Annotated in this window: 23 protein-coding genes; 19 read left to right on the top strand and 4 right to left on the bottom strand. The window is 68.6% G+C overall.

The window, feature by feature from the left end; genetic code table 11:
• Positions 1–3: 3 nt before the first annotated feature.
• Positions 4–987 (bottom strand): zinc-binding dehydrogenase, encoded by a 984-nt coding sequence (locus ABT245_RS14230; protein ID WP_351733093.1) that lies wholly within the window; start codon positions 985–987, stop codon positions 4–6.
• Between the two features lie 101 nt (positions 988–1088).
• On the opposite strand from ABT245_RS14230, the gene ABT245_RS14225 reads away from it, so the two are divergent.
• Genes ABT245_RS14225 through ABT245_RS14190 form a run of 8 tightly spaced genes read left to right on the top strand, consistent with a single transcriptional unit; the run spans position 1089 to position 8408 of the window.
• Complete coding sequence (locus tag ABT245_RS14225) at positions 1089–2438, top strand: aromatic ring-hydroxylating dioxygenase subunit alpha (protein WP_351733091.1); 1350 nt, start codon at positions 1089–1091, stop codon at positions 2436–2438.
• Positions 2435–2770, top strand: coding sequence for a non-heme iron oxygenase ferredoxin subunit (locus tag ABT245_RS14220; protein WP_351733088.1), 336 nt, complete (start codon positions 2435–2437; stop codon positions 2768–2770). Before ABT245_RS14225 ends, ABT245_RS14220 begins: the two co-directional genes overlap by 4 nt.
• Positions 2767–3987 carry an NAD(P)/FAD-dependent oxidoreductase gene (locus ABT245_RS14215; RefSeq protein ID WP_351733087.1) on the top strand — a complete coding sequence of 407 codons (1221 nt, stop codon included), beginning with the start codon at positions 2767–2769 and terminating at the stop codon, positions 3985–3987. Before ABT245_RS14220 ends, ABT245_RS14215 begins: the two co-directional genes overlap by 4 nt.
• Before the next feature lie 60 nt (positions 3988–4047).
• Positions 4048–4620, top strand: a complete 573-nt coding sequence (locus tag ABT245_RS14210; protein WP_351733085.1) for a 3-phenylpropionate/cinnamic acid dioxygenase subunit beta — start codon at positions 4048–4050, stop codon at positions 4618–4620.
• A 31-nt stretch (positions 4621–4651) separates the two neighbouring features.
• Positions 4652–5512, top strand: coding sequence for an alpha/beta fold hydrolase (locus ABT245_RS14205; RefSeq protein WP_351733082.1), 861 nt, complete (start codon positions 4652–4654; stop codon positions 5510–5512).
• Positions 5509–6345 carry a 3-(cis-5,6-dihydroxycyclohexa-1,3-dien-1-yl)propanoate dehydrogenase gene (gene hcaB, locus ABT245_RS14200; RefSeq protein WP_351733079.1) on the top strand — a complete coding sequence of 279 codons (837 nt, stop codon included), beginning with the start codon at positions 5509–5511 and terminating at the stop codon, positions 6343–6345. The genes ABT245_RS14205 and hcaB overlap by 4 nt, the downstream gene beginning before the upstream one ends.
• Before the next feature lie 19 nt (positions 6346–6364).
• Positions 6365–7951, top strand: a complete 1587-nt coding sequence (locus ABT245_RS14195) for an acyl-CoA synthetase (protein ID WP_351733077.1) — start codon at positions 6365–6367, stop codon at positions 7949–7951.
• 1 nt (position 7952) lies between these two features.
• Positions 7953–8408, top strand: a complete 456-nt coding sequence (locus tag ABT245_RS14190) for a hypothetical protein (protein ID WP_351733075.1) — start codon at positions 7953–7955, stop codon at positions 8406–8408.
• A 726-nt stretch (positions 8409–9134) separates the two neighbouring features.
• Here the strand turns inward: ABT245_RS14190 and ABT245_RS14185 are convergent.
• On the bottom strand, positions 9135–9731 hold the full coding sequence (locus ABT245_RS14185) for a TetR/AcrR family transcriptional regulator (RefSeq protein WP_351733073.1): 597 nt from the start codon (positions 9729–9731) through the stop codon (positions 9135–9137).
• Positions 9732–10121: 390 nt separating this feature from the next.
• Between ABT245_RS14185 and ABT245_RS14180 the strand changes: the two genes are divergently transcribed.
• The 8 genes from ABT245_RS14180 to ABT245_RS14145 all read left to right on the top strand — a co-directional run bounded on the left by ABT245_RS14180 (position 10122) and on the right by ABT245_RS14145 (position 18607).
• Entirely contained in the window at positions 10122–11744 is a 1623-nt protein-coding gene (locus ABT245_RS14180; protein ID WP_351733070.1) for an ABC transporter substrate-binding protein, read from the top strand.
• Between the two features lie 3 nt (positions 11745–11747).
• A complete protein-coding gene (locus ABT245_RS14175) occupies positions 11748–12707 on the top strand; it encodes an ABC transporter permease (protein WP_351733068.1) in 960 nt (319 codons plus the stop codon).
• Positions 12704–13573 (top strand): ABC transporter permease, encoded by an 870-nt coding sequence (locus ABT245_RS14170; RefSeq protein ID WP_351733066.1) that lies wholly within the window; start codon positions 12704–12706, stop codon positions 13571–13573. The genes ABT245_RS14175 and ABT245_RS14170 overlap by 4 nt, the downstream gene beginning before the upstream one ends.
• A complete protein-coding gene (locus ABT245_RS14165) occupies positions 13570–14556 on the top strand; it encodes an ABC transporter ATP-binding protein (RefSeq protein WP_351733064.1) in 987 nt (328 codons plus the stop codon). The genes ABT245_RS14170 and ABT245_RS14165 overlap by 4 nt, the downstream gene beginning before the upstream one ends.
• The gene (locus ABT245_RS14160) at positions 14553–15371 is read left to right on the top strand and encodes an ABC transporter ATP-binding protein (RefSeq protein WP_351733062.1); all 819 of its coding nucleotides are present in this window, start codon (positions 14553–14555) and stop codon (positions 15369–15371) included. Before ABT245_RS14165 ends, ABT245_RS14160 begins: the two co-directional genes overlap by 4 nt.
• Complete coding sequence (locus ABT245_RS14155) at positions 15365–17029, top strand: CocE/NonD family hydrolase (RefSeq protein WP_351733060.1); 1665 nt, start codon at positions 15365–15367, stop codon at positions 17027–17029. The genes ABT245_RS14160 and ABT245_RS14155 overlap by 7 nt, the downstream gene beginning before the upstream one ends.
• 20 nt (positions 17030–17049) lie before the next feature.
• Positions 17050–18180, top strand: a complete 1131-nt coding sequence (locus ABT245_RS14150) for a histone deacetylase-like amidohydrolase (protein ID WP_351733058.1) — start codon at positions 17050–17052, stop codon at positions 18178–18180.
• Positions 18181–18361: 181 nt separating this feature from the next.
• Entirely contained in the window at positions 18362–18607 is a 246-nt protein-coding gene (locus ABT245_RS14145) for a recombinase family protein (RefSeq protein WP_351733056.1), read from the top strand.
• Positions 18608–18842: 235 nt separating this feature from the next.
• On the opposite strand, the gene ABT245_RS14140 is transcribed toward ABT245_RS14145, so the two are convergent.
• Complete coding sequence (locus ABT245_RS14140) at positions 18843–19790, bottom strand: LysR family transcriptional regulator (protein WP_351733053.1); 948 nt, start codon at positions 19788–19790, stop codon at positions 18843–18845.
• Positions 19791–19873: 83 nt separating this feature from the next.
• Between ABT245_RS14140 and ABT245_RS14135 the strand changes: the two genes are divergently transcribed.
• Genes ABT245_RS14135 through ABT245_RS14125 form a run of 3 tightly spaced genes read left to right on the top strand, consistent with a single transcriptional unit; the run spans position 19874 to position 21453 of the window.
• Positions 19874–20635: a sulfite exporter TauE/SafE family protein gene (locus ABT245_RS14135; RefSeq protein WP_351733051.1), complete on the top strand. Its 762-nt coding sequence runs from the start codon at positions 19874–19876 to the stop codon at positions 20633–20635.
• Positions 20636–20692: 57 nt separating this feature from the next.
• Entirely contained in the window at positions 20693–21211 is a 519-nt protein-coding gene (locus tag ABT245_RS14130) for a hypothetical protein (protein ID WP_351733049.1), read from the top strand.
• Between the two features lie 47 nt (positions 21212–21258).
• Complete coding sequence (locus tag ABT245_RS14125; protein ID WP_351733047.1) at positions 21259–21453, top strand: hypothetical protein; 195 nt, start codon at positions 21259–21261, stop codon at positions 21451–21453.
• Positions 21454–21467: 14 nt separating this feature from the next.
• On the opposite strand, the gene ABT245_RS14120 is transcribed toward ABT245_RS14125, so the two are convergent.
• The gene (locus ABT245_RS14120) at positions 21468–22724 is read right to left on the bottom strand and encodes a cytochrome P450 (RefSeq protein ID WP_351733045.1); all 1257 of its coding nucleotides are present in this window, start codon (positions 22722–22724) and stop codon (positions 21468–21470) included.
• Positions 22725–22736: the final 12 nt, after the last annotated feature.

The raw sequence follows: 22736 nt of genomic DNA, 5'->3' as shown, positions 1-22736 counted from the left end.
TCCTCACCGGGGGGAGTCGGTCGGGCGGATGATGAGTTTCCCGGTCAGCCGCCCGTCGAGCATCAGCTGGATCCCCTTGTGGATCTCCGTGAGCGGCAGTGTGCGGTCGATGACCGGGCGCAGGCCGGTGGCGTCCATCAGCTTCAGCAGGGACACCAGTTCGCTGCGGGTGCAGCCCGTGGAGCCGAGGATGCGCTGCTGGAGGTAGAAGACCCGGCCGAGGTCGGCGGGCGGGTTGGTGCCGGAGGTGGCGCCCGCGATCACGATCGTGCCGCCCGGGCGGAGCGACTTCAGCGAGTGCGACCAGGTGGCCTCGCCGACCGTCTCGATCACCACGTCCACGCGCTCCGGCAGCCGTTCTCCAGTCGCCACGGCGGCCCGTGCCCCCCAGGACAGAGCCTCTTCGCACTTGTCCGGGCTGCGACTTGTGGCGTACACCACGGCTCCCGCGGCGACACAGAGTTTGATCGCGGCCGAGGCGACACCCCCGCCCGCACCCTGCACCAGAACACGGTCACCGGCCCGGACTCCGGCCTGGGTGAACAGCATCCGGTAGGCGGTGCCCCAGGCGACCGGAAGACAGGCGGCCTCGTCGAACGACAGCCAGGACGGCTTCGGGATCAGGTTGCGGGTGGGCACCGAGAGGTACTCGGCGAAGGCGCCGTCGTGCTGCTCGGACAGCAGGGCGCGGCCCGGGTCGAGGGTCTCGTCGCCCCGACCCGCGTTCGGGTCGGCGATCACGGGGTGGACGAGGACTTCGTTGCCGTTCTCGTCGTAACCGGCGGCGTCGCAGCCGAGGATGATGGGCAGCCGCTCGGCAGGGTGGCCCACACCGCGCAGCGTCCACACATCGTGCATGTTCAGCGACGAGGCGACGACACGGACCAGGGACCAGCCGGGCCTCGGCTCGGGCTTGGGAACGTCCCCGAGCACAAGCCCGGCCAGCGGGTCGCTCGCGCTCTGGGAGACGGCGGTTGCAGCAAGCATGGATTCACGCTCGCTCGGCCGCACACCTCGCCGACAGCGCGTGTGCCGCTCTGCGGAACGACGGCTGGAAGCGGCCTGACCTACTGCTGTTGCGTGGGGGTATGACCTCGACGATCGAACCCCGGGGCGCGGCCACTGCGGCCCCGGGCGGGGCCCTGCGGCGCCCGGCAGACCTGACACACACCATCGACGTCTCCGGGCTCGTCGACACCGAGGGCGGACTGCTGGATCGCGTCATTTTCACCGACCAGGAGCTGTACCAGCAGGAGCTGCGCCGCGTCTTCGCACCCAGCTGGCTGTTCCTGGCCCACACGGATCAGTTCCACAAGCCGGGCGACTTCTTCACCACGTACATGGGTGAGGACCCGGTCATCGTCGCCCTCGACCGTGACCGGCGCGTCCGCGCCTACCTGAACTCCTGCCGGCACCGGGGCGCTCGGGTGTGCCGTGCGGACTTCGGCACCACCCGCAACTTCACGTGCACCTATCACGGCTGGTCCTTCAGTCTCGATGGTTCCCTGGTGAGCGTGCCGAACAGGGACGGCTACCCCGGCGACTTCGACGAGGGGCGGTGGGGCCTGGTCGAGGTGGCGCACGTGGAGAGCTACCACGGGCTGATCTTCGGCACCTGGAACCCCGACCCGGTCCCGCTGCGTGAGTCGCTGGGCGACATGGCCTGGTACATGGACGCCATGCTCGACCATGACGAACAGGGCACGGTGGTGGTGGGCGGCGTCCACAAGTGGGTGCTGGAGGGCAACTGGAAGCTGGCGGCCGAGCAGTTCGCCACCGACTGGTACCACGTGAACATGAGCCACGCCTCGGCCCTCATGGCGCTCTCGCCGTCCGCCAAGAAGCCCAAGGACGCAGTCGTGCACCGCACCGGCCGCCAGTACTCCGATGCGAACGGCAACGGTGCGGGCTTCCCGGTCCACCCCAAGAACCGGTTCGACGCCCAGACCGTGCACAGGTGGACGGACTACGACGCCCTGCGCGAGCGCCTGGGCGAGGCGCGGGTTGAGGGCCCGCTGACCAACGGGCACGCCACCGTCTTCCCGAACTTCTCCTACCTCCCCGTCAACGGCTCCCTGCGCGTCTGGCACCCCAAGGGCCCGGACCGCATGGAGGTGTGGGCGTGGACGATCGTCGACAAGTCGATGCCCGAGGAGGTCCGCGAGGCCCAGCGCCTCTACAACCTGCGCACCTTCGGGCCCAGCGGGATCTTCGAGCAGGACGACGGCGAGAACTGGAGCGAGGTGCAGGCCATCTCGCACGGCTTCATCACCAACGGGATCGCCCTGAACTACCAGATGGGCCTGGGCTCGGAGCGTAACGACGGCCGTTACCCGGGAACCACCAGCGAACTGTACAGCGACGCCGCAGGCCGGGCGTTCTACGGGCGCTGGCGCGAGCTGATGAACACCCGCGCATGGCACGAGGAGCAAGCATGAGCGACGGCATCCGCGTCGCGTCCCTGGACGAGATCCCGCAGGGCGAGGGCATCGCCGTCGACAAGGCCGTCACGGGCACCGACGACAACATCGCCCTGCTGCGCGACATCGACGACACCGTGTACGCGCTGAACGACACCTGTAGCCACGAGACCGCCTCGCTGGCCGAGGGCTGGGTGGAGGACGGCTTCGTGGAGTGCCCCCTGCACTCCAGCAAGTTCTGCCTCAAGAGCGGCGAGGTGCAGGGGTTGCCGGCGACCAAGAACGTGTGCCCGCACCGCGTCGAGGTGCGCGACGGCGAGATCTACCTCTTCCCCGGGGAAGCTCCGTGAGCAGGAGCGTGGTGATCGTGGGCGGCGGTATCGCGGGGGTGAGCACCGCCGCCGCTCTGCGCTCCCAGGGGTTCGACGGTGAGGTCACCCTCGTCGACGCCGGTGAGTTCCCCTACGACAGGCCGCCGCTGTCAAAGGACTTCCTCGCCGGCACCAGGTCCCTGGAGCAGATCGCCCTACAGCCGCCGTCCTGGTACGACGACCAGCACGTGCGCCTGGTCAACCGCGCTACCGTCACCGCGTTGCGCCCTGGCGAGGCCAAACTGGAACTGTCCGACGGCGCCCTGCTCAGCGCCGACCGCGTCGTGCTGGCCACCGGAGCGGGCGCCGCCCGCCCGCCGGTTCCCGGCGCGCGCAGTCCGCGCGTGCACGTCCTGCGCACCGCCGATGACGCCGACCGGCTGCGCACCGCCCTGATGCCCGGCGCCCGGATCCTGGTCGTGGGCGCCGGACTCATCGGGGCGGAGAGCGCCTCCACTGCCGTACGTCTGGGCTGTGAGGTCACTCTGCTCGACCCGGTGGCCGTACCGCTCACCGCTGTCCTGGGACCCGAACTCGCCGAGTGGGTGCACGGCCTGCACGCCTGCAACGGCATCACGACCCGCCAGACACTCGTGGAGTCCTTCACCGACCTCGGTGACGCCGGCATCGAAGCCCGGCTGGCCGACGGCAGCCCGGCACATACCTACGACGCGGTACTGCTGGGTGTCGGCATGGTGCCGCACACGGGTCTCGCCGAGCAGGCCGGACTGAAAGTCGACCGAGGTATCGTCGTGGACTTCGGCCAGGTGACGTCGAACCCGGCCGTCCTTGCCGTGGGGGATTCCGCGAGGGCCCGGGATGACGAGGGTGTGCTCCTGCCCTGTGCCGAGCACTGGGAGGCGGCGCAGACGGACGGCGCCCGGGCGGCGGCGACCATCCTCGGGACATCACGGCCGGCTGCGACGGCCTCCTGGTTCTGGACCGACCGGCACGAGCGGCACATCGAGGGCGTGGGACACATGGCCCGCGCGTCCGACACCGTCGTCCGCGGTTCCTTCGGCGACCCGTCCTTCGCCGTGTTCGGAATGCGGGACGGTCTCGTGGTCGCCGCAGCCGCCGTCGACGACTCCGCCGCCGTACGCGCGGCCCGCCGGATGATCGACCGCCGGATCCCGGCCGATCCGGGTCGGCTGACCGACCCGTCCGTCAGCCTTCGCACTCTCCTGCGGGGCTGATGTGTCGCAGAACGGAACGCCCCTTACCGACCGCATGCGCAGAAGGGATCGAATGACACCGTGAGCACCAGCACCGAACCGGCCCCCTCCCGTGCGGGAGCGCGGGCCGACCGCGACACCCACTTCGAGGTCGAGCAGTTCTACTACGAGGAGGCCGATCTCCTCGACGCCGGCCGCTTCACCGACTGGCTCGAACTACTGGCCGAGGACCTGGACTACTGGATGCCGACGCGCACCAACCGGCTGCGCCGCCAGCAGTCGTTGTCCGTCGCCGCCCGGGGTGAGGCCGCCTTCTACGACGAGACCAAGGAGAGCCTGGCCTGGCGCATCCGCCGTTTCGACTCCGGCATGGCCTGGGCCGAGGACCCGCCGTCACGCACCCGGCACCTGGTGACCAACGTCCTCGTCCGGCACATCGACCCGGAGGAGAACGCGGACTTCACCGAGGACGATCTCCTGGCGAGTTCCGCCTTCCTGGTCTACCGCAACCGGTTGGAACGCGAGGAGAACGTCCTCGCCGGCGGCCGCACCGACATCCTGCGCCGCACACCGAACGGACTGCGCGTGGCTCGCCGCACCGTCCTCCTCGACCAGAACGTCCTTCAGGCGAAGAACATCTCCACCTTCTTCTAGTCCGCCGCCTTCTTCCCGAGGGGAACCCGTTGTGACCGACCTCGAACTCAAGCACCACCGTGTGGCCACCTCGCTCGGCGAGATCGCCGTCGCCGAGACCGGCCAGGGGCCGGTGCTCGTCATGCTGCACGGCGGCGGCCCCGGCGCCTCAGGCGCCAGCAACTACCACCAGAACCTGCCGGAGTTCGCGCGGCGTTTCCGTGTCCTGCTGCCGGACCAACCCGGATTCGGCGACAGCTACCGCCCCACGGAGCAGGACCTCGAGAAGGGTTCGATCACCCAGATCACCGCCGACGCCCTCTTCCAGGCCCTGGACTCGCTCGGCGTCGGCACTTTCCATCTGCTGGGCAACAGCCTCGGCGGAGCCGCCGCCATCGCCATGGCCCAGCAGCGCGCCGACCGGGTGACCCGCCTGATCCTGATGGCCCCCGGCGGCGGCTGGCTGCCCTTCGGCCCCACCCCCACCGAGGGACAGAAGGAGATGTTCCGCTACTACAACGGCAGCGGCCCCAGCGAGAAGAAGATGGGCGCATTCATCCGCACCATGGTCTTCGACCACAAGCAGTTCGGCTCCGACGTCGTCAAGGCCCGCTACGAGGCCTCCCTCGACGAGAGCCACATCGCCTTCTACCACCTCTACAACGCCGCCTTCGCCAGGCGCGGCGGCATGGACCCCCTCTGGCGCGACCTGCACAAGATCAAGGCCCCGACCCTGCTGCTGTGGGGGCGTGACGACCGCACCATCACCCTCGACGGCGCCCAGCTGATGCTCAAGCAGATCAGCGACGTCCAGCTGCACGTCTTCGGCCGCTGCGGCCACTGGGTGCAACTGGAACGGCGCCGCGAGTTCGAGCAGCTCGTCACCGGCTTCCTCGCCGAGGAGGTGTCATGAACCGCGGCTGGCTGGAGGGATACAGCGCGCTGATCACCGGAGGCGGCTCCGGCATCGGCCGCGCGGTCGCCCAGCGCTTCGTGGCGGAAGGTGCGTCCGTGACGATCATCGGCCGGGACAAGTCCCGCCTCGACGAGGTCGCCGAGACCTCCCAGGCGCCCGAGCGCTTCCACACCGTCGCCGCCGACGTGCGTGACCCCGAGGCGCTGCACGCCGCCGTCACCGCCACCGTGGAACGCTTCGGCAAGCTCGACACCCTCGTTGCCAACGCGGGCGTGTGGGACTACCAGCGCCAGCTGACCCGCCTGACGGCGCGGGAACTCGACACGGCCTTCGACGAGGTTTTCTCCATCAACGTCAAGGGATACCTGCTGGCGGCGGAAGCCGCCTGGCCGGAACTGGTCAGGACACGCGGCAGCATCGTCATGACCCTTTCCAACGCCTCCTTCTACGTGAATGGCGGCGGCCCCCTCTACACTGCCAGCAAGCATGCCTGCCTCGGCCTGATGCGGGAACTTGCCTACGAACTCGCCCCCAAGGTCCGCGTCAACGGAGTCGCCTGCGGCGGTATGAACACTGACCTGCGCGGCCCGCAAGCCCTCGACCTCAACGAGCGTTCTCTGTCGGCCTCCTTCGCGAAGAAGAGCCCGGACGCCCCGCCGCCCCCCATTCCCCTGCACGACTCCAGCACCGACCCACGCGACTTCACGGGGCCGTACGTCCTTTTGGCCGCGCGCGAACAAAGCGGCCCCATCACAGGCCAGGCGATATCCGTCGACGGCGGGATCGGCGTCCGTGGTTTTGCCACCGCCGCAGGCGGCGACCACCTCTGAGCTCGACGAGGAGCCCACCGTGACCACGCCCCACCCGCACAACTCCGGCCTCAAGGCCGACCTGAACCCCGCCACGGCCGTCGCCCGCAACGCCCGGTATCACGGGGACGCCGTCGTCCTCGACTACCCGGGCGGCGACCTCACCTTCCGTGAGCTAGACGACAAGGCCGCCCGACTGGCCACTGTGCTCACCGCCGGCGGCACCCGCGACGGGGACCGCGTCGCCTACCTCGGACTGAACAGCACCGCCTTCTTCGTCACCATGCTCGCCGCCTTCCGCATCGGCGCGCTGTTCGTCCCGGTGAACTTCCGCCTTGCCGACCCGGAACTCATCCAGCTGCTCGAAAGCAGCGGCTCCCAGGTCATCGTCTGCGAAGAAGGCCACCGCGCGAGCATCGACCGGGTACGGGACAAGACCAGCCTTTGCCGCCTCCTGCTGGTCGACGACGACCCCACCGTGCCGGCGGCCATGGCGTCGGACGGCTGGGAACCGTGGGCAGCGCTCATCGCCGGCGCCGAGCCGACTCCCACGGCCGCGCCCAAACACGCCGACGACCCCGCCATCCTGATGTTCACCTCCGGCACCACCGGAACGCCCAAGGGCGTCGTCCTCACCCACGGCAACGCCTGGTGGAACTCGGTCAACGTCGAACTCCACCTCGACACCCGACGCGGTGACATCACCTACGCGGCAGCTCCGCTCTTCCACATCGGCGCCCTCAACAGCTTCGCGCTGCGCACCCTCACACGCGGTGGCACCGTGGTGGTCCGTCGTGCCTTCGCCCCCCAGGAGTGCGCCGACGACCTGGCCCGACTGAAGGTCAACTCCATGTTCGGCGTGGCCCAGATGTTCACCGCGCTGGCCCGGGTGCCCGGCTTCTTCGACAACGACCTGAGCCGGCTGCGGGCCGTCGTGGTGGCGGGCGCCCCCGTGCCGCCCTCGCTGATCCAGCAGTACGCCGACCGCGGCCTGCTGCTCCAGCAGGCGTGGGGCCTGACGGAGACCGCGCCGTTCGCCACACATCTCCCGGTCGAACGCACCCTCGACAAGATCGGCTCGGCAGGCATCCCCATGCCCTACACACAGGTGCGCGTCGTCGATGTTCTCACCAAGGAACCCGTGGAGGCCGGAATCCGGGGCGAGATCGTCGTCCGCGGACCGAACGTGGCCGCCGGCTACTGGGACAACGCCGAAGCCACCGCGGCCGCGTACGACGACGAGGGATGGTTCCACTCCGGGGACATCGGCTACCTCGACGACGAAGGCTACCTGTATGTCGTCGACCGCCTCAAAGACATGATCATCACCGGTGGGGAGAACGTATACCCCGCCGAGGTCGAGCACGCCCTCGCCACCATGCCGGGCGTCCTGGACGTCGCTGTGGTGGGCGTCCCCGACCCGCAGTGGGGCGAGACCGTGGCCGCGGTGATCTCCGTGGCACAAGATGTCCGGATCACCCTGGACGACGTGCGCGACCACGCGGCACAGTACCTGGCCCGCTACAAGCTGCCGCGGCGCCTGAAGGTCGTCGAGGCCGTGCCGCGCAACGGCTCCGGCAAGCTGAACAAACCCGCCATCCGGCAGGTCGCGGCCGAGGAGCAGTGACATGATTGCGGTCCCGGAACTTCCCGAGGTGTGTCTGCCCGCGCAGTGGAACGCCACGCCGGTGCGTCGCGGCCGCCACGCGCAGGAACTGCGGGGGGCGAAAGAGACCCGTGCTGCCGGCATCCGCCTGGAGCGCTGTGCGGCCGGGCGCCTGCGCGACGCCTACCCCGTGGGACGGCACGACATCGAGGTCCAGGCGGACGAATGCGCCGACGAGGCGCTCCCGCAGCTGCTGACCGCACTCACCGATGCGGTCGGCAGGGCCGACCCCAGGTGTCGGCGCCTTGTTCTGGCAACGTCCGCGGCCGATGGCACGCGTATCGCCGCGGCGGAATCCGCAGGCTTCCGGTACGTCGTCGACGTGGATCTCGGCTCCGCCGAATGCTCCCTGCTGGCCTGGGAGCCGTCCTGGGCGGCCCTGACCGATCCCGATCTGGACCGGGTTCCCGGGGCGTGAAGACCGCGCCAGGCGTCCGCCGAGGAGGCGTCCTGGCACGGGCCCCTTCTGCCGAAAGGACGTCCCATGCACCAGCACATCGCGCCCCTCGCCACACCGAAGCACCATGTCTCCTTGAGGAGGCCGACAGGAGACATGCGTCCATCGAACACCCTTCGTTTCCCGAAGGCTCGTTCAGCCGGTGTGCTCACGGTGGCCACCGGTCCCCATGCGGTGTCCGCTCCGAAACCGGAGCCGGGCCCTGGCCGAGACCGCTCGCAGCTCTGCGTGGCTGCGGCTGCTCGCCCGCCTCGGTCCGGGTTTCGCCTCTTGAGCGCGCGACGGGCGTCCCGCCTGACGGAACATCCGGTCGCGTTCGCGGTCGCACCCTTGCAGACTCGTCGGAACACGCCGCAAGACATCCCCATGGAGCAGTTACCCCTGCTCATGGACCGTCCCTGGGGCGTGTTCCGAAAGTAGCGTCGTCCGCCCGGAGGGCGGGGCCCGCGGTGTCTGGTGCGGTGCATCGCAAGGCGGAGGGTCGTCCGCGTACTGGACGTACGCGGACGATCCCGACAACGCGGCGTGGGGGCACCTCCCGGCCGAAGGCTGGGGGAGTGCCGTGCCAGGCGTCGCGGGCCAGACGGGACTTTCGAAACACGCCCTAGTTCTGCCGCTCCCCGAACGCGCTCAACCCTCCGCGCACGTGCGGCAGTTGAAGAACCCGGCCGTGAACACCCGACGACCTCAGGAGCCCTTATCAGCACCAGTTCCGTTGCCGTCTCGTCGGACCGCGGGGCGCGACTCGAGTTCGAGCGACAGGACCATCCCCAGCGCCAGGTTCCTCATGCCCGCTTGCCGAGAGGCCGGAAACGGCAAGCCGGTCAGGGACGAGTGCCCGAATGCCATACAGATGAGGGCATAGGCGAGTTGCAGGCTCTCGGCCGAGCCGTAGCCGGGAACGGAGTCGCGGACGACCTTGGCGATCTCGCGTTCCAGGCGGCTGTAACTGTCATAGATGCGGCCCCGCAGCCGAACGTCCGTCATCGAGCCGCTGATCAGCGCCTCGATCACGGCATCGTCCTCGCCGCGGGCCATCTGTGGCCCGAAGAGGAAGTCCACCAGCGCGGGCAACGCCGTACCGGGTTCCCGATCCGCCAGGACCTCGTGCATGGAGGTGAAGTACGGCGTCATGATGTGTTCCCACAGGGCGTCGATGAGCTGGTCGCGGTTGCCCACGTAGTGCCGGATATGTGAACGACTCATCCCGGCCACGGCCGCGATCCGCTCCAGCGTGGTCGCCGCCAGACCGTATGTGGCCACCGACTGAGCGGCGGCCTTCAAGATCTCTGCCCGCCGCTGGCCGGCCAGGCTGGGCCTTCCCACATGACCCCCTCAGGTCGTTTCTTTTTCACTATAGACAAAGAAACGAGGAACGGTCAGGGTAGGGAGACTGAGGCGTTTTTCCGGTGCCAGCACGGCCGAAGTGGGGCGGCTACAGAGCAATCGGTAGCCGCGCCTCCTCCTCTGCAACGCACTGAAACACCATTTTTTGTCGTCACCATTGACAAAGAATCAAGCCAGCACAGACGCTGGCACCCCGCACGTACGACCGCCCGTAACGAACATTTCGGCCAACCGCCACTTCACCGGGCGGTCAGCCCTCTGGCGCCTCATCGCCCTCCCGGCACCCGCATCCCCCGGCCCGCATCAGCGCATCGAAGGGTCCCCCTCATGAAAACGTCCTACAAGGCCTCAGTGGCCGCCACCCTCGTCGGTGCATGCGTCCTCACCGGGTGCGTAGGCAAGAACAACTCGGCCGCCCAGCAGACGCAGCTTCAAGCCGTCACCACATCCGTCCCGGCCGCGACCAAGAACGTCGACACCGTCAACTGGAACCTCGGCACCGGCGAACCCTCGACACTCGACCCCGCGCTGTCGGCCACCGAGGAGGTCAGCACCGTGGTCGGCAACATGTGTGAGTCCCTGTTCACCTTCGGCAAGGACTCCCAGCTCCAACCGGCGCTGGCCGAGAAGATCGACCACCCGGACTCCCTGACCTACGTGATCCACCTGCGCAACGGCGTCACATTCTGGGACGGCAAGCCGGTCACCGCCGAAGACGTCCTCTACAGCATCAATCGAGTGCTCGACCCCAAGACCGGCTCGTCGTGGATCACCTGGGCACCCAACCTGGACACCATCAAGATCACCGGCGGCAAAGAGATCACGATCAAGCTGAAGAAGGCCGACGCCCTCGCGTCCGACTACTTCGCCACGCCCGCCTTCGCGGTCGTGGAGAAGGCGTTCGCCGAGGCGGCCGGCAAGGATTTCGGAACGGCCAAGGGCGGGGTCATGTGCACCGGCCCCTACAAGCTGACCCGCTGGTCCCAAGGCCGCAACATTGTCCTGACGCGCAACGACGCATGGTGGAACACCTCGGTCGAACCGAAGGTGAAGACCCTGCGCTTCAAATTCATCTCCAGTTCCTCCGCCCAGGCCGCCGCCCTGGCCAGCGGCGACATCGACGGTGAGTACGCGGTACCGCGCGCCGCCCAGCACCAGTTGGCGAGCAAGGGCACCATGCTGTACGGCAAGAGCCTTTCCCCCACGTTCCTGTCGGTGCTCAACTCCAAGGGGGCCCTCTCCGACCCGGCCACCCGCCAGGCACTGCAGAACCTGATCGACTACCAGGGCATCGTCAGGTCCGTCTACGGGGGAACCGCACAGGCGCTGCGCGCCCTGGTCCCGCCGGCGGCATGGGGGTACGGCAAGGACGTCTACAAGACTGCCTATGACAAGCTGCCCGCGCCTGCCCAGAACCTGAAGAAGGCCAAGTCGCTGGTCAGTGGATCGGTCAAGGCCAAGCAGAAGATCGTCCTGGCGTATACGTCGGCGAGCGAGGAGGAGACCAAGATCGCCACGGCGATAGCCGACGCCGCCACGCAGGTGGGCATGAAGATCGAGCTGAAGCCGCTCACGGCCGAGCAGTACAGCGGCATCTTCTCCTCGGCCGAGGCGCGGGCCGGCTTGGACATCTTCCTGGTGACCGGCTACCTGGAATTCGCTGAGCCCGTGACGTACTACGCGTTCTTCACGACAGGGAACTTCTACAACTTCGTCGGCTACAAGAACGAGGGGTACGACGCCGCCATCAAGGCCGCGCGGTCGACCGAGGACGACACCCAGCGTGCCCAGCTGGTGAGCAAGGCGCAGGCGATCATGGCAAAGGACCTGATCAACGTTCCGATCGTCACGCAGTACGTAAACGTCTACTACCGCAAGGGCCTCGGTGGGCTGGTGCCGCGGCAGAGCTACTACTACACCCCGTGGGCCACCAGCCTGGGCGGTGTGTGAGTCATGCTGCGCGACATCGCTCCCTGGGTCGGCCGACGCGTCCTCGGCGCCGTGCTGACCCTGCTGGTCGCATCGGTGCTCATCTACAGCACGCTGCGGCTCGTCCCCGGTGACCCGGTACTGGCGCTGGCCGGTGGCCGCCGCCTGAACGAGGCGCAGATCGCGGCCCTGCGGCACGGCTACGGCCTCGACCAGGGATTCGCCCAGGGCTATCTGGCCTGGATGGCGGACGCGTTTCATTTCGACTTCGGCAGGTCGCTGGTCTACCAGACCTCCGTCACCTCGCTGATCACCAGCAGGCTCAGCGTGTCCGGCCTGCTCATCCTGTACGCAGCCCTCCTGGCCACCGTGTTCGGGCTCGGAGTGGGACTGTTGTCGGCGGTCAAGGGGGGAGTGGTGAACCGCGCCGCGTCCGTGCTGGCCTCCGTCACCACGGCGACGCCGACCTTCCTCGCGGCCATCGGGCTGCTGACGCTGTTCTCCGTCAACCTGGGCTGGTTCCCGGCGACCGGTGCGGGCACCGGCCTCAGCGACCGGTTGTGGCATCTGACCCTGCCCGCCGTCGCCATGGCGGTCGCGGTCTTCGGTGTCCTTGCCAGGCTGGCCAACGTGGCGTTCGCGGAGGAACTGTCCCGCGAACACGTCGAGGTGGCACGCAGCCGTGGGATCGGCGGGGGCGCGGTGATCGCACGCCACGTGGTGCGCAACGCCCTGCCTCCCCTCCTCACCGTCATCGGCCTGCTCGTGGCGACCCTCTTCGTCGGCACCGCCGTCGTCGAGACCGCGTTCGGGCTGGACGGGGTCGGTTCCCTGCTCGTCAAGGCGGTGAACCGGCGGGACTTCCCCGTGGTGCAGGGCATCGCCCTCATCGCGGTCGGTCTGTTCGTCGTCGTCAACACCCTGGTGGATCTGGTGACGCCCTTCGTCGATCCGCGTGTGACGAGCGGAGGTCCGCTCCGATGACGTTCACCGTCCCCGCTCTGCGAGCCAAGGCCGCACGCAAGCGTGCCCGTCAGCCGCTCAGCCTCGTTCTGGCGGCCGGCTTCCTCGTCCTCGCAGCCTTGACCGGCCTGCTCGCACCCGTGCTGGCGCCGCACTCACCCGATGCCACAAGCCTGCTGGACTCCCTGCTGCCACCGGGTAGCCCAGGCCATCTGCTCGGCACCGACTCCACCGGACGGGACGTGCTGTCCCGGCTCATGTACGGGGCCCGGCTGTCGCTGCTCGCACCGCTGGGCGTGGTGCTGCTGTCCATGCTGCTCGGCACCACGATCGGCCTGCTGGCCGCGCGGGCCGGCGGATGGGCCGACGCCGTGCTGTCGCGCGGTATGGACATCGTCTTCGCCTTCCCCAGCCTGCTGCTGGCCATGCTGGTCGTCGCGGTCTTCGGGCCAGGAGTCCTGGCGCCGGTCTGCGCCCTTGCCATCAGCTACACGCCCTTCATCGGGCGCATCGTACGCAGTGTGGCGCTTCAGGAGAGCGCCAAGCCGTACCTGGAGAGCTACCGCGTCATGGGCTTCGGGAAGATGTGGGTGACCCTGCGTCATCTGCTGCCCAACGTAATGCCCGTGGTGATCGCGCAGAGCGCCCTGTCCTTCGGGTACGCGCTGGTGGACCTCGCGTCGCTGTCGTACCTGGGCCTGGGCGTGCGCCCGCCGGCCTCGGACTGGGGCTCCATGATCAACGAGGCACAGAGCGCCATCCTGCAAGGCTCGGCCTGGGCCGGGTTGGTGCCCGGGGTGGCGGTACTCCTGACCGTGGTCAGTGTGAACGTCATCGGTGAGCACATCGGCGCCTCCATCGGCCGCAAAAGGAGTGAAGAGGCATGACGGTGCTCACCGAGGAGAAGGACACGGCACGGGAGACCGCACTCGACATCACGGGACTGAACCTGTCCCTCGGCACGACGCCCTTGCTGGCCGACGTCAGCGTGCGTGTGGCACGCGGCGAGACGGTGGGTCTGGTCGGCGAGTCCGGCTCGGGCAAGTCCCTCACCTCAAGGACAGCGCTGGGCATGCTGCCCCGTGGAGCGACCGCCACCGGTGACGTCAGGGTGGCCGGCCTCAACGTGCTCACGGCAAACCGAGGGGCACTTCGGGAACTCCGGCGCACCCGGGTGTCGATGATCTTCCAGGACCCGCGGTCCTCCATCAATCCCGTCCGCCGGGTCGGCGACTACCTCACCGAGGCTCTTCGCGCCCGCGGCACGTCCGCGGTCAAGGCGACCGACCGGGTACTGGAGTTGCTGGATCAGGTGGGTATCCGCGATCCGAAGGGGGCGATGCGGCGTTATCCGCACGAGTTCTCGGGCGGCATGCTACAGCGAGTCATGATCGCGGGCGCCCTGTCGGTCGAACCGCAGATGCTGCTGGCCGACGAGCCGACCACGGCACTCGACGTCACCACCCAGGCGGAGGTCGTCACACTGCTCAAACGCATGCAGCGGACGCACGGCACCGGGATGCTGTTCGTGACCCACGACCTCGATCTGGCCGCCGCCATCTGCGATCGCATCTATGTCATGTACGCGGGCCGCATCGTCGAAGAAGCCGCCAGCGACCGTCTATTCGAAGCAGCTTCACACCCGTACACAAAGGCTCTGCTGGAGGCGAGCCCCTCGGTGCACGGCGAGAAGGCCACGATCAAGGCCATCAAGGGACACCCGCGTGCACTGGCGGAAGTCCCGCGGGGCTGCGCCTTCCGCGATCGATGTCCCCTGGCGGACGACGACTGCGTCACGCAGGTTCCCGCTCTTCGCTCTCATGGGACGTCGCTCGCGGCGTGTCTGCGCCCGGAACAGGTGACACCATGACCACACCCGTACTGAGTGTGATGAACCTGGTGAAGAGGTTCAAGGACTTCACCGCCGTTCAGGACGTGAGCTTCGAGCTGGATCCCGGCGCCTCGCTCGGCATCGTCGGCGAGTCCGGCTCTGGCAAGACCACCACCGCCCGCATCCTCGCGGGTCTGGAGCAGGCCACCTCGGGGGCCGTCATGTTCGACGGGGAGAAGGTCGCGGCCCGGTCCCGCCAGGACCGGCTGAAGCACGCCCGCAGGCTTCAGATGATCTTCCAAGATCCGTACGCCTCCTTCGATCCCCGTCTGACCATCGCCGAGTCGATCACAGAACCGCTGCACCTGCACAAGACGGGCTCCGACCGCCCACAGGAGCGGGTCGCGGAGCTCTTGGACCAGGTCGGCCTGAGTACCCGGGCGGGGCAGTCCCGGCCACGGGACCTGTCGGGCGGTCAGCGACAGCGGGCCGCGATCGCACGTGCGCTGGCCGTCGAACCGCGTGTCCTGGTGCTCGACGAGGCCGTGGCCGCGCTCGACGTGTCGATCCAGGCCCAGATCCTGACCCTGCTCGACGAGCTGCGCCGCGAGACCGGCATCTCCTATGTGTTCGTCAGCCACGATCTGGCGGTGGTCCGCTACATCACCGACTCGGCCATCGTCATGCGCCACGGCCGCGTCGTCGAACACGGCCCGACGGAGCAACTGCTGCGAAGCCCCCAACACCCCTACACACGACTGCTGTTGGACTCCATACCGTCTCCCGGATGGGACCTCGACCGGGTGGCGGAAGATCGCCGTGCCCTGGACAGTTACGGAGAAAATGCATGTTGAGCGTCACCCACGTCGGCCCCGGCCCCGTGCCTCTCGACGCCGACCAGGTCAGGATCCCCATGCGGGACGGCGTCAGGCTGGCCGCCGACCTGTACCTGGCTGCCCCCGACCGCCCCGGGGCTGTCATCCTCGTACGGCTGCCGTACGACAAAGACGGCTCCTACTGCTTCATGCCAACCGTCAGCCGCTACTTCACTGCTCACGGGTACCACATCCTGGTGCAGGACGTGCGCGGCAAGTACCGGTCCGAGGGCGAGCCCGAGTTCGGTGTCAACGAGCCCGACGACGGCTATGACACCATCCAGTGGATCACCGAGCAGCCATGGTGCGACGGCAACGTGGTGATGTGGGGCGACTCCTACTACGGCTACACCGCGATCGCCGCCGCCATCAGCGGCCACCCCGCGCTCAAGGCGATCTCGCCGCGCGTCACCGGCTCGCAGCTCTCGATGACACTCCGGCACGGTGACGGCACCCGCGAGGTCGAACAGACCTCACGAAAGCACTACTTCACCACCCACTACGTGGACGCCGACCGCTACGAATGGCAGCCGGACTGGAGCGTCCGCCCGCTGCGCGACGCCCTTGAGCCCCTCTTCGACCAACTGGGCAAGCGCTCGGCGAACTTCGACGCCGAATTCACCGGCGACTCACGCTTCGTCCCGCCGCCGGTGAAGACTCTGGCCGACAGCACGCCCGTACCCGCCCTCTACACGATCGGCTGGTTCGACAACTGCGCCGTCTGGTCGTGGACTGATGTGCGCGCCCTGCGTCGTGAGCCGGCCTGGGCCGACCACCTCTACCTGCGCCTGGAAGCCATCGACCACGAGAACTACTGGCTCGGCCACGCGCCTGTCGGTCCTGAAAACGATCACGGCATCCAGGCGGCCGCCCTGGAACGCATGCTGCCCCGCTACCTGGATCCCTCGATCGAGTTCTTCGACGCCGTCCTGGGCCGGTCCGGCGATATGCCCCCGCAGGTGTGCTACGAGGTGTGCCACGGCGAGTGGCACACCAGCACGGCCTGGCCGCCGCCCCACGCCACGGACCTTCAGTACCACCTCGCACCGGGCGCCCTCGCCGAGGAGCCGGTGGTCGAGCAGAGCCGGCTGGTCTGGACGCACGACCCGTCCCGCCTCATTCCCTCCGCCGGCGCCAACCCGTTCGCCATGCTGCTCGACCGCGCCGATCTGGCCCCGATCGGGAAGCGGGACGACGTCCTGCGCTTCACCGGCCCGGTCGCCGACCAGGACACCGACCTGATCGGCGCCGTGACACTGACGCTACGGCTGAAAGCTCCCGCGGGTGCGACCATCCACACCCGCCTGCTGGATGTGGCCCCCGGCGGACAGGCGTACCTCATCGCCTACGGACAGGTGCGTCTCGACACCGAGGTGAACGGCGAGCTCGTCCCCATCGATCTGCAGAGCGTCGCCTACCGCCTGCGCGAGGGACACCGCATGGCCCTGGACATCATGAGCAGCAACTTCCCCGAATATGTCCCCGAAGCAGCCGCCGACGCCGACCCGTGGACGGCACTGCCGGGACAACCCGTCACACGAGAACTGTTCACCGGGGGGCCCGGCGCAGCCTCGTGCCTGCGGATCGGCAGCAGCGACATCGACGAACTGCGCCGTGACGCCGCCACCGCCCCCTGAACCTCACCACACGGAGAACCATGGACAGCGAGAAAAGCGGCGCCGCCCGCCGGGTCGGCTTCGTCAGCCATGAGCAGTACTACTGGCACCAATCCATCGTCGCCGTGGGCGGCGACATCGAGCCGGGGGCCGAACTGGAGACCCCTACGCCCCGCCGTCGTCTGCTGAACCTGCTGACGAAATCGGGCCTGTTGTCCCTGACACATCCCCTCCAGCCCCTCATGCTGGAGCGTGAGGATCTCCTCCGCGCGCACGGCGCCGACTACATCGATGCCTTCGAACGGCTCTCCGCGGCCGCGGGCGGCGAACTCGGGGACTTCGCCGGGTTCGGCCCCGGCTCCTTCGACATCGCCGTGCTGAGCGCGGGCGGAGCAGCCGAAGCGGTTCGCGCCGTCACGGCTGGGGAGGTGGACACCGCGTACGCCCTCGTACGGCCGCCGGGACACCACGCGGAGCGGGACCGCGCCCGTGGCTACTGCCTGCTCGCGAACCTGCCCATCGCCATCCTCAAGGCCCGCGCCGATCAGGGACTGGGGCGGGTTGCCGTGGTGGACTGGGACGTCCACCACGGCAACGGCACACAGAGCATCTTCTACGATGATCCCGACGTGCTCGCGGTGTCATTGCACCAGGAGCGGCTCTACCCGCACGACTCCGGCATGATCACGGAGACCGGCACCGGTGACGCCGTCGGTACGACGGTGAACCTGCCGCTCCCGGCCGGGAGCGGCCTGGGCGCATATGAGTATGCTTTTGCCAAGGTTGTGGAGCCGGCTCTGCGAGCCTTCCGACCGGACCTCATCGCGGTCGCCTGCGGCTTCGATGCCGGTGGTCTTGACCCGAACGGCCGCATGGCCTTGCCGGCCAAGGCGTTCGGCACACTGACCGGGCGTCTGCTGCAACTGGCCGACGAATTGTGCGACGGTCGGCTCGTCCTCGCACAGGAGGGGGGATACTCCGCGTTGCATGTGCCGTTCTGTGGTGCTCAGACCTTGAGTGCCCTGCTCGGTGTGAGCGATCTGGTCACCGACCCCTTCGCCGAAATGGAGAACTCACCGGAGCAACCACTCGCGGTCCACCAGAAGGCCGCTGTGGACGCCGCACGGCAAGCGGCATGCGACAGCGGCGCCGTAACAGAGGGCCGCTCGTAGCTCCTTCGTCACAGAAGCACATCCAGCCACCGCCCTGCGTCTGCCTTCGCCAGGAACTCTCCGGCCAGGAGGGTTGCGGGGGCTGGTGGCTGGGTCAGTTCGGCACACTCCCCGGCAAGGCGGTGCAGGACATCGTCGATCGTCATGCTTTACGGCGCGAGGAGGTCGAGATGGCCGCGCTGTGCCTGCGGTTCCTCCGGGCGTCCCTGGTGTTCATCTCGGCGCCGAGCTGCGCGAGCGGGGCATCGGGCTGCACGTCATCGAGCAGAGCATCGGCACCTGCACCATGGAAGGGCGGGCCATGTTCGGGATGCTGTTCGTACTGGCAGAGCTCCAGTGCGAGCTGATCGTGGCGAACACGGGCACCTCGACAAGACCCAAGACCGTCCCCCGCCGGCCCAAGAAGACCACGGTCGCGAAGTCCTGACCGCTACCTTGCGGCTGGTGTCTGAGCCAGGGCTCCAGGGCCGGACCCGCTGTCGCTTGGGGAGCGGACCCCGCTCACGTCGCCGAACTCGATCCAGTGTCACGTCAGATGGGTGTCCTGTACTCGGCTCACCGCGGTGACCAGCGCGGTTCACGGCCTCGTGCCGTCATCGTCGCCCTTCGCCGCGCCGCCCGTGCCGCAGCCGCTCGCGCTGATGCCCGTGTCCGGTGTTCGGTCAGCCGTCGTGGAAGGGCCGCCGACCATCGGGGTCCTGGTGTGCAAAGGGGGAGAAAGGCTCGGACAGTGCCGCATGGCGGAGGTGTTCGGCCAGCGCCGCGGTGGCCGGCGAGGTGCGGTCCTTGACGCCCCAGGCCAGCAGATGGTGGCGGCGGGCCCAGGGGTCCTGCAGTTCGCACACGTCGAGCGGCTGGTGGGGGTCGACGGCGCGACGCGGTACGACGGCGAGCCCGGCGCCGGCGGCGGCGAGGGTGACGAGGACGCCGAGGTTGGCGACGGTGGTGCGGTAGCGCACCACCGGAGCGTGGGGCCCGAGGTGCTTCTCGATCCAGCGGCGCAGCGAGGAATGGGCGTCGAGCCCGACGAGAGGGTGTTCGGCGACCTCGCTGTAGGTCAGCGCGGTCCGTCCGGCGAGGATCCCTCCGGCCTGGCCGATCACGACGAGGGAGTCGTCACCTAGAGGCTCCATGCGCAGGCCGCAGTCGCGGGCCTCGTCGTCAAGGACGACTCCCAGGTCCGCCTCGCCGTCGGCGAGCATCCGCACGGTCCAAGGAGTGCGGCTCTCGGACACCGTCACGTCGACGTCCGGGTGCACGCGGAGGAACGAGACCAGGGCCCGTGGCACGAGCCGGTGCATCGCGGAGCCGCCGCCCAGCAGGGTCAGCGGAGCGGTCGGGGGCCGGGTGTAGCTCGCGACGGCGTTTTCGAGCCGCGCGGTCCTGTCGAGCACGTCGCGTGCGTGGCGGGCCAGGGTCGTCCCCGCAGGCGTGGGCCGCACGCCCCGGCGGCCGCGGATCAGCAGCGTCACGCCGGCATGGTGCTCCAGCGAGCGCACCCTGGCGCTGGCCGAGGGCAGACTCAGGTGCATCCGGTGAGCGCCCGCCGTGATCGACCCCTCCGTCACGATGTGGAGAAAGAGCCGCAGGTCGTCCAAGTCATAGCGCACCCTCGCAGCCTAAGGTCCAGCCTTAGGCTGAGTACACCGATTACGCATTGTGGACCCGCCGGCCACGGAGCGATGCTCGGCGTGTGTCCGAGCTATTGCTTGTCCTGCTGGCCGGTGTTGCCGCCGGAGTACTGAACGCCATGGGCGGTGGGGGCACGTTCGTGGCGCTGCCCGCACTCGTCGCGTTCGGCCTGTCACCGGTGACGGCGAACACATTGTCGCGGATCGCCCTCGTGCCCGGGGCCGTGACCAGCGCGTGGGTGTGCCGACGTGAACTCGCCCCGGTCGGGGCGACGTCCACGAAGGCGCTGACCGCGATCAGTGTGATCGGTGGCGGAGTCGGTGCCGGCCTGCTGCTGGCGCTGCCGGCATCGTCGTTCGACGCCGCGGCGCCGTGGCTGCTCGCCTTTGCCACGGTGATCCTCGCCTGCGGACGCCGCCTGTCCCAGCTGTTGAGCAGTGCGCTGGGCCGCTCGGTCCACATGAGTCCCCGAGCTGTCCTGGTCGGACAGTTCTTCCTCGCCGTGTACGGTGGATACTTCGGTGGCGCCGTAGGCATCATGATGCTGGCCCTGTGGAGCATCGGCCTCGGCCTCGACGCGGCGGTCACCAACCCGATGCGGATCGCGCAGCTCGCGGCCGTCTATCTCAGCGCGACCGCTCTGTTCCTGGTCGCCTCGGACGCACTGAGCGCTCCGCCTCTTCTCACGACCATGCTGATCGGAGCCGTGGTCGGCGGCTTCGCGGGCGCCCATCTCACCCGCCGTCTTCCTGCCCGGCTGCTGCGGGGCGTCATCCTGACCACCGCCGCGGCCATGACCGTCCTGTATTTCCTGCGCGGCTGACCCTGCGGGGAAGTCGTGCTCGATCATCCCCATCGTCGGGAGCTGAGGCTGACTGATATGACCGAAGGTGACACGGGAGCCGACGCACCGTACACGGATGCGGCCCGAGCGAGGCTGGTGATGGCCTACGAGGCAAGCGAACTGGCCGAACTCGCACGTGCGGCCGTCCCGATCGGTGAGCAGGAGCTGAACCCCGACGGCACCAGCCGTTCGCCGGGCACCGTGCTGGCCGACGCCGCCCGAGTGCTCGCGGCCGCACAGCGGTTCTTCGAGGCCGCGGCCGTGTTCGAGCGGATGGGCGGTGCCGACTGGCAGCTCATCGGCGACGTCCTGCGGGTGTCTGCGCGTACCGCGCGGGTGCGCTTCGCGATGGCCGAGGCCGTCTTCCGGGAACTGCTCTGCCCCGAAGGGGCCGAAGCCGCCGGTGAGGTGCGTCGGTTGCGCGCCTATATGGCCAGGGAACCGCTGGAAGTGGCCCTCGACCTCGACGACTGGGTACTGCGCCATGAGGACGGCGACAGCGGCCTGGGCACCACGCCCGTCTCCGGCGGTCTGGTCCGAACGGACCGACGATGACGGATCGAGAAGCACTCCTCCTGACTCACCGGGAGGAAGGACGAGACGTGGACACCTCGTCATCCGAGGCGGCTCGGCTGCTCCGATTGCTCGCTGTGCGCGCCTCGGCTCTCGCACTTCTCGCCGGTATCACGGGCGAAACACTGCTGACGCTGATCTCCGCGCTCACCGGTCTCGGGCTGCTCCTGGTACCGGTCGGCTCGACGGCGGACCGCCGAGCGGACCAGAGCGCAGCGACGTGAGAGTGCCTTTCGCCTCAGAGCACCATTTCCTCCACCTCGGCCGGGACCGGTTCGAAACGCACCGGCAGGCTGCTGATCCCGGTGAGGAGGTTGGAGTAGATCCGGCGGACGGGCCCGGCCGTCTCGAACCCGGCGGTGAAGTCGCGGAGCGCCAGCAGCACTTCGGAGATCTCCAGCCGCGCGAGGTACGCGCCGATGCAGTAGTGCGGACCGTGCCCGAACGCGATGTGTTTGTTCGGCGACCGATCGATGAGGAACCGTTCCGGGTCGGCGAAGACGGTCTCGTCACGGTTTCCCGAGACGTTCCACACGGTCACCACATCGCCCCGCTTGATCGGGGTGCCGTGAATCTCCGTGTCCCGTACCGCGGTACGGCCGAAGTGCATGGTCGGTGAGGCCCAGCGCAGTACCTCTTCTGTCGCCAGCTTGACGGACACGTCACCGCGCTTGAACGCCGCCCACTGGTCCGGATGGGCGCTGAAGCTGTGCACGGAGTCGATCATCGTGAGACGGGCGGTCGCGTCCCCGCCGAGGATCAGGCTGTAGCAGTTGAGGACGATCTCGTCCTCACTGAGGAACTCGCCGTCGATCGTGCTGCCGGCCAGCACGCTGACCACGTCTTCCCGTGGCGCGGCACGGCGCTCTTCGACCATACCGAGGAAGTACTGCAGGATGTTGTTGCGGGCGGCGTCGGCCGCGGCGGAGTACTCCGGCCGGTCGTCCGAGCTGATCGCGGACTTGGTCAGGCTGAGCATGTACTCCCGGTCCTGGCTCGGAACGCCCAGCAGGTCGCAGATCGTGAACATGGGGATCTTGCTTGCGATGTCCAGCGCGAAATCGCATTCACCGCGGTCCACCGCTGCGGCCAACAGCGTTCGGGTGGTCCGGCGGACGTGCTCGCCGATCCGGCTCAGCACGCGCGGCGAGAACGCCTTCAGCAGCACATTGCGCAGTTCCTTGTGACGGTGCCCGTCGGTCACCGGGACCATCAGGCCGGCCGCCGAGTCACCTTCGCCCAGCAGCGTGATCAGGACATTGCCGCGCTCCGAGGTGAAGGCGGTGTTGTCCCGGTAGAGGGCGACGATGTCGTCGTACCGGCTGAGTACCCAGAAGCCGGGGCTGTCCCCGACTGCCGGATGCCGGTAGAGCGGCTGGGTCGCCCGCAACGTGCGCCAGTAGTCGCTCAGGTCGTAATCCGCGAACGTCTGGGGGTCACCCAGGTTCACACGGGTCAGGTCCTCCGGCGTCGCACGGATGGGCAGGGCTTCCACGGGGTTGACCTC

The organism is Streptomyces sp. NPDC001508 (assembly GCF_040298665.1).
Taxonomy (GTDB): Bacteria; Actinomycetota; Actinomycetes; order Streptomycetales; family Streptomycetaceae; genus Streptomyces.
Note: the sequence above shows the minus strand (reverse complement) of the source record. Positions and strands in the feature narration are given on the sequence as shown.

Bases quoted from the DNA above. Each gene is read 5' to 3' on its own strand.
- ABT245_RS14225 (WP_351733091.1), top strand. From the start codon at position 1,089: ATGACCTCGACGATCGAACCCCGGGGCGCGGCCACTGCGGCCCCGGGC.
- ABT245_RS14160 (WP_351733062.1), top strand. From the start codon at position 14,553: ATGACCACACCCGTACTGAGTGTGATGAACCTGGTGAAGAGGTTCAAG.
- ABT245_RS14230 (WP_351733093.1), bottom strand. From the start codon at position 987: ATGCTTGCTGCAACCGCCGTCTCCCAGAGCGCGAGCGACCCGCTGGCC.
- ABT245_RS14220 (WP_351733088.1), top strand. From the start codon at position 2,435: ATGAGCGACGGCATCCGCGTCGCGTCCCTGGACGAGATCCCGCAGGGC.
- ABT245_RS14155 (WP_351733060.1), top strand. From the start codon at position 15,365: ATGTTGAGCGTCACCCACGTCGGCCCCGGCCCCGTGCCTCTCGACGCC.
- ABT245_RS14165 (WP_351733064.1), top strand. From the start codon at position 13,570: ATGACGGTGCTCACCGAGGAGAAGGACACGGCACGGGAGACCGCACTC.
- ABT245_RS14150 (WP_351733058.1), top strand. From the start codon at position 17,050: ATGGACAGCGAGAAAAGCGGCGCCGCCCGCCGGGTCGGCTTCGTCAGC.
- ABT245_RS14130 (WP_351733049.1), top strand. From the start codon at position 20,693: ATGACCGAAGGTGACACGGGAGCCGACGCACCGTACACGGATGCGGCC.
- hcaB (WP_351733079.1), top strand. From the start codon at position 5,509: ATGAACCGCGGCTGGCTGGAGGGATACAGCGCGCTGATCACCGGAGGC.
- ABT245_RS14180 (WP_351733070.1), top strand. From the start codon at position 10,122: ATGAAAACGTCCTACAAGGCCTCAGTGGCCGCCACCCTCGTCGGTGCA.
- ABT245_RS14170 (WP_351733066.1), top strand. From the start codon at position 12,704: ATGACGTTCACCGTCCCCGCTCTGCGAGCCAAGGCCGCACGCAAGCGT.
- ABT245_RS14175 (WP_351733068.1), top strand. From the start codon at position 11,748: ATGCTGCGCGACATCGCTCCCTGGGTCGGCCGACGCGTCCTCGGCGCC.
- ABT245_RS14190 (WP_351733075.1), top strand. From the start codon at position 7,953: ATGATTGCGGTCCCGGAACTTCCCGAGGTGTGTCTGCCCGCGCAGTGG.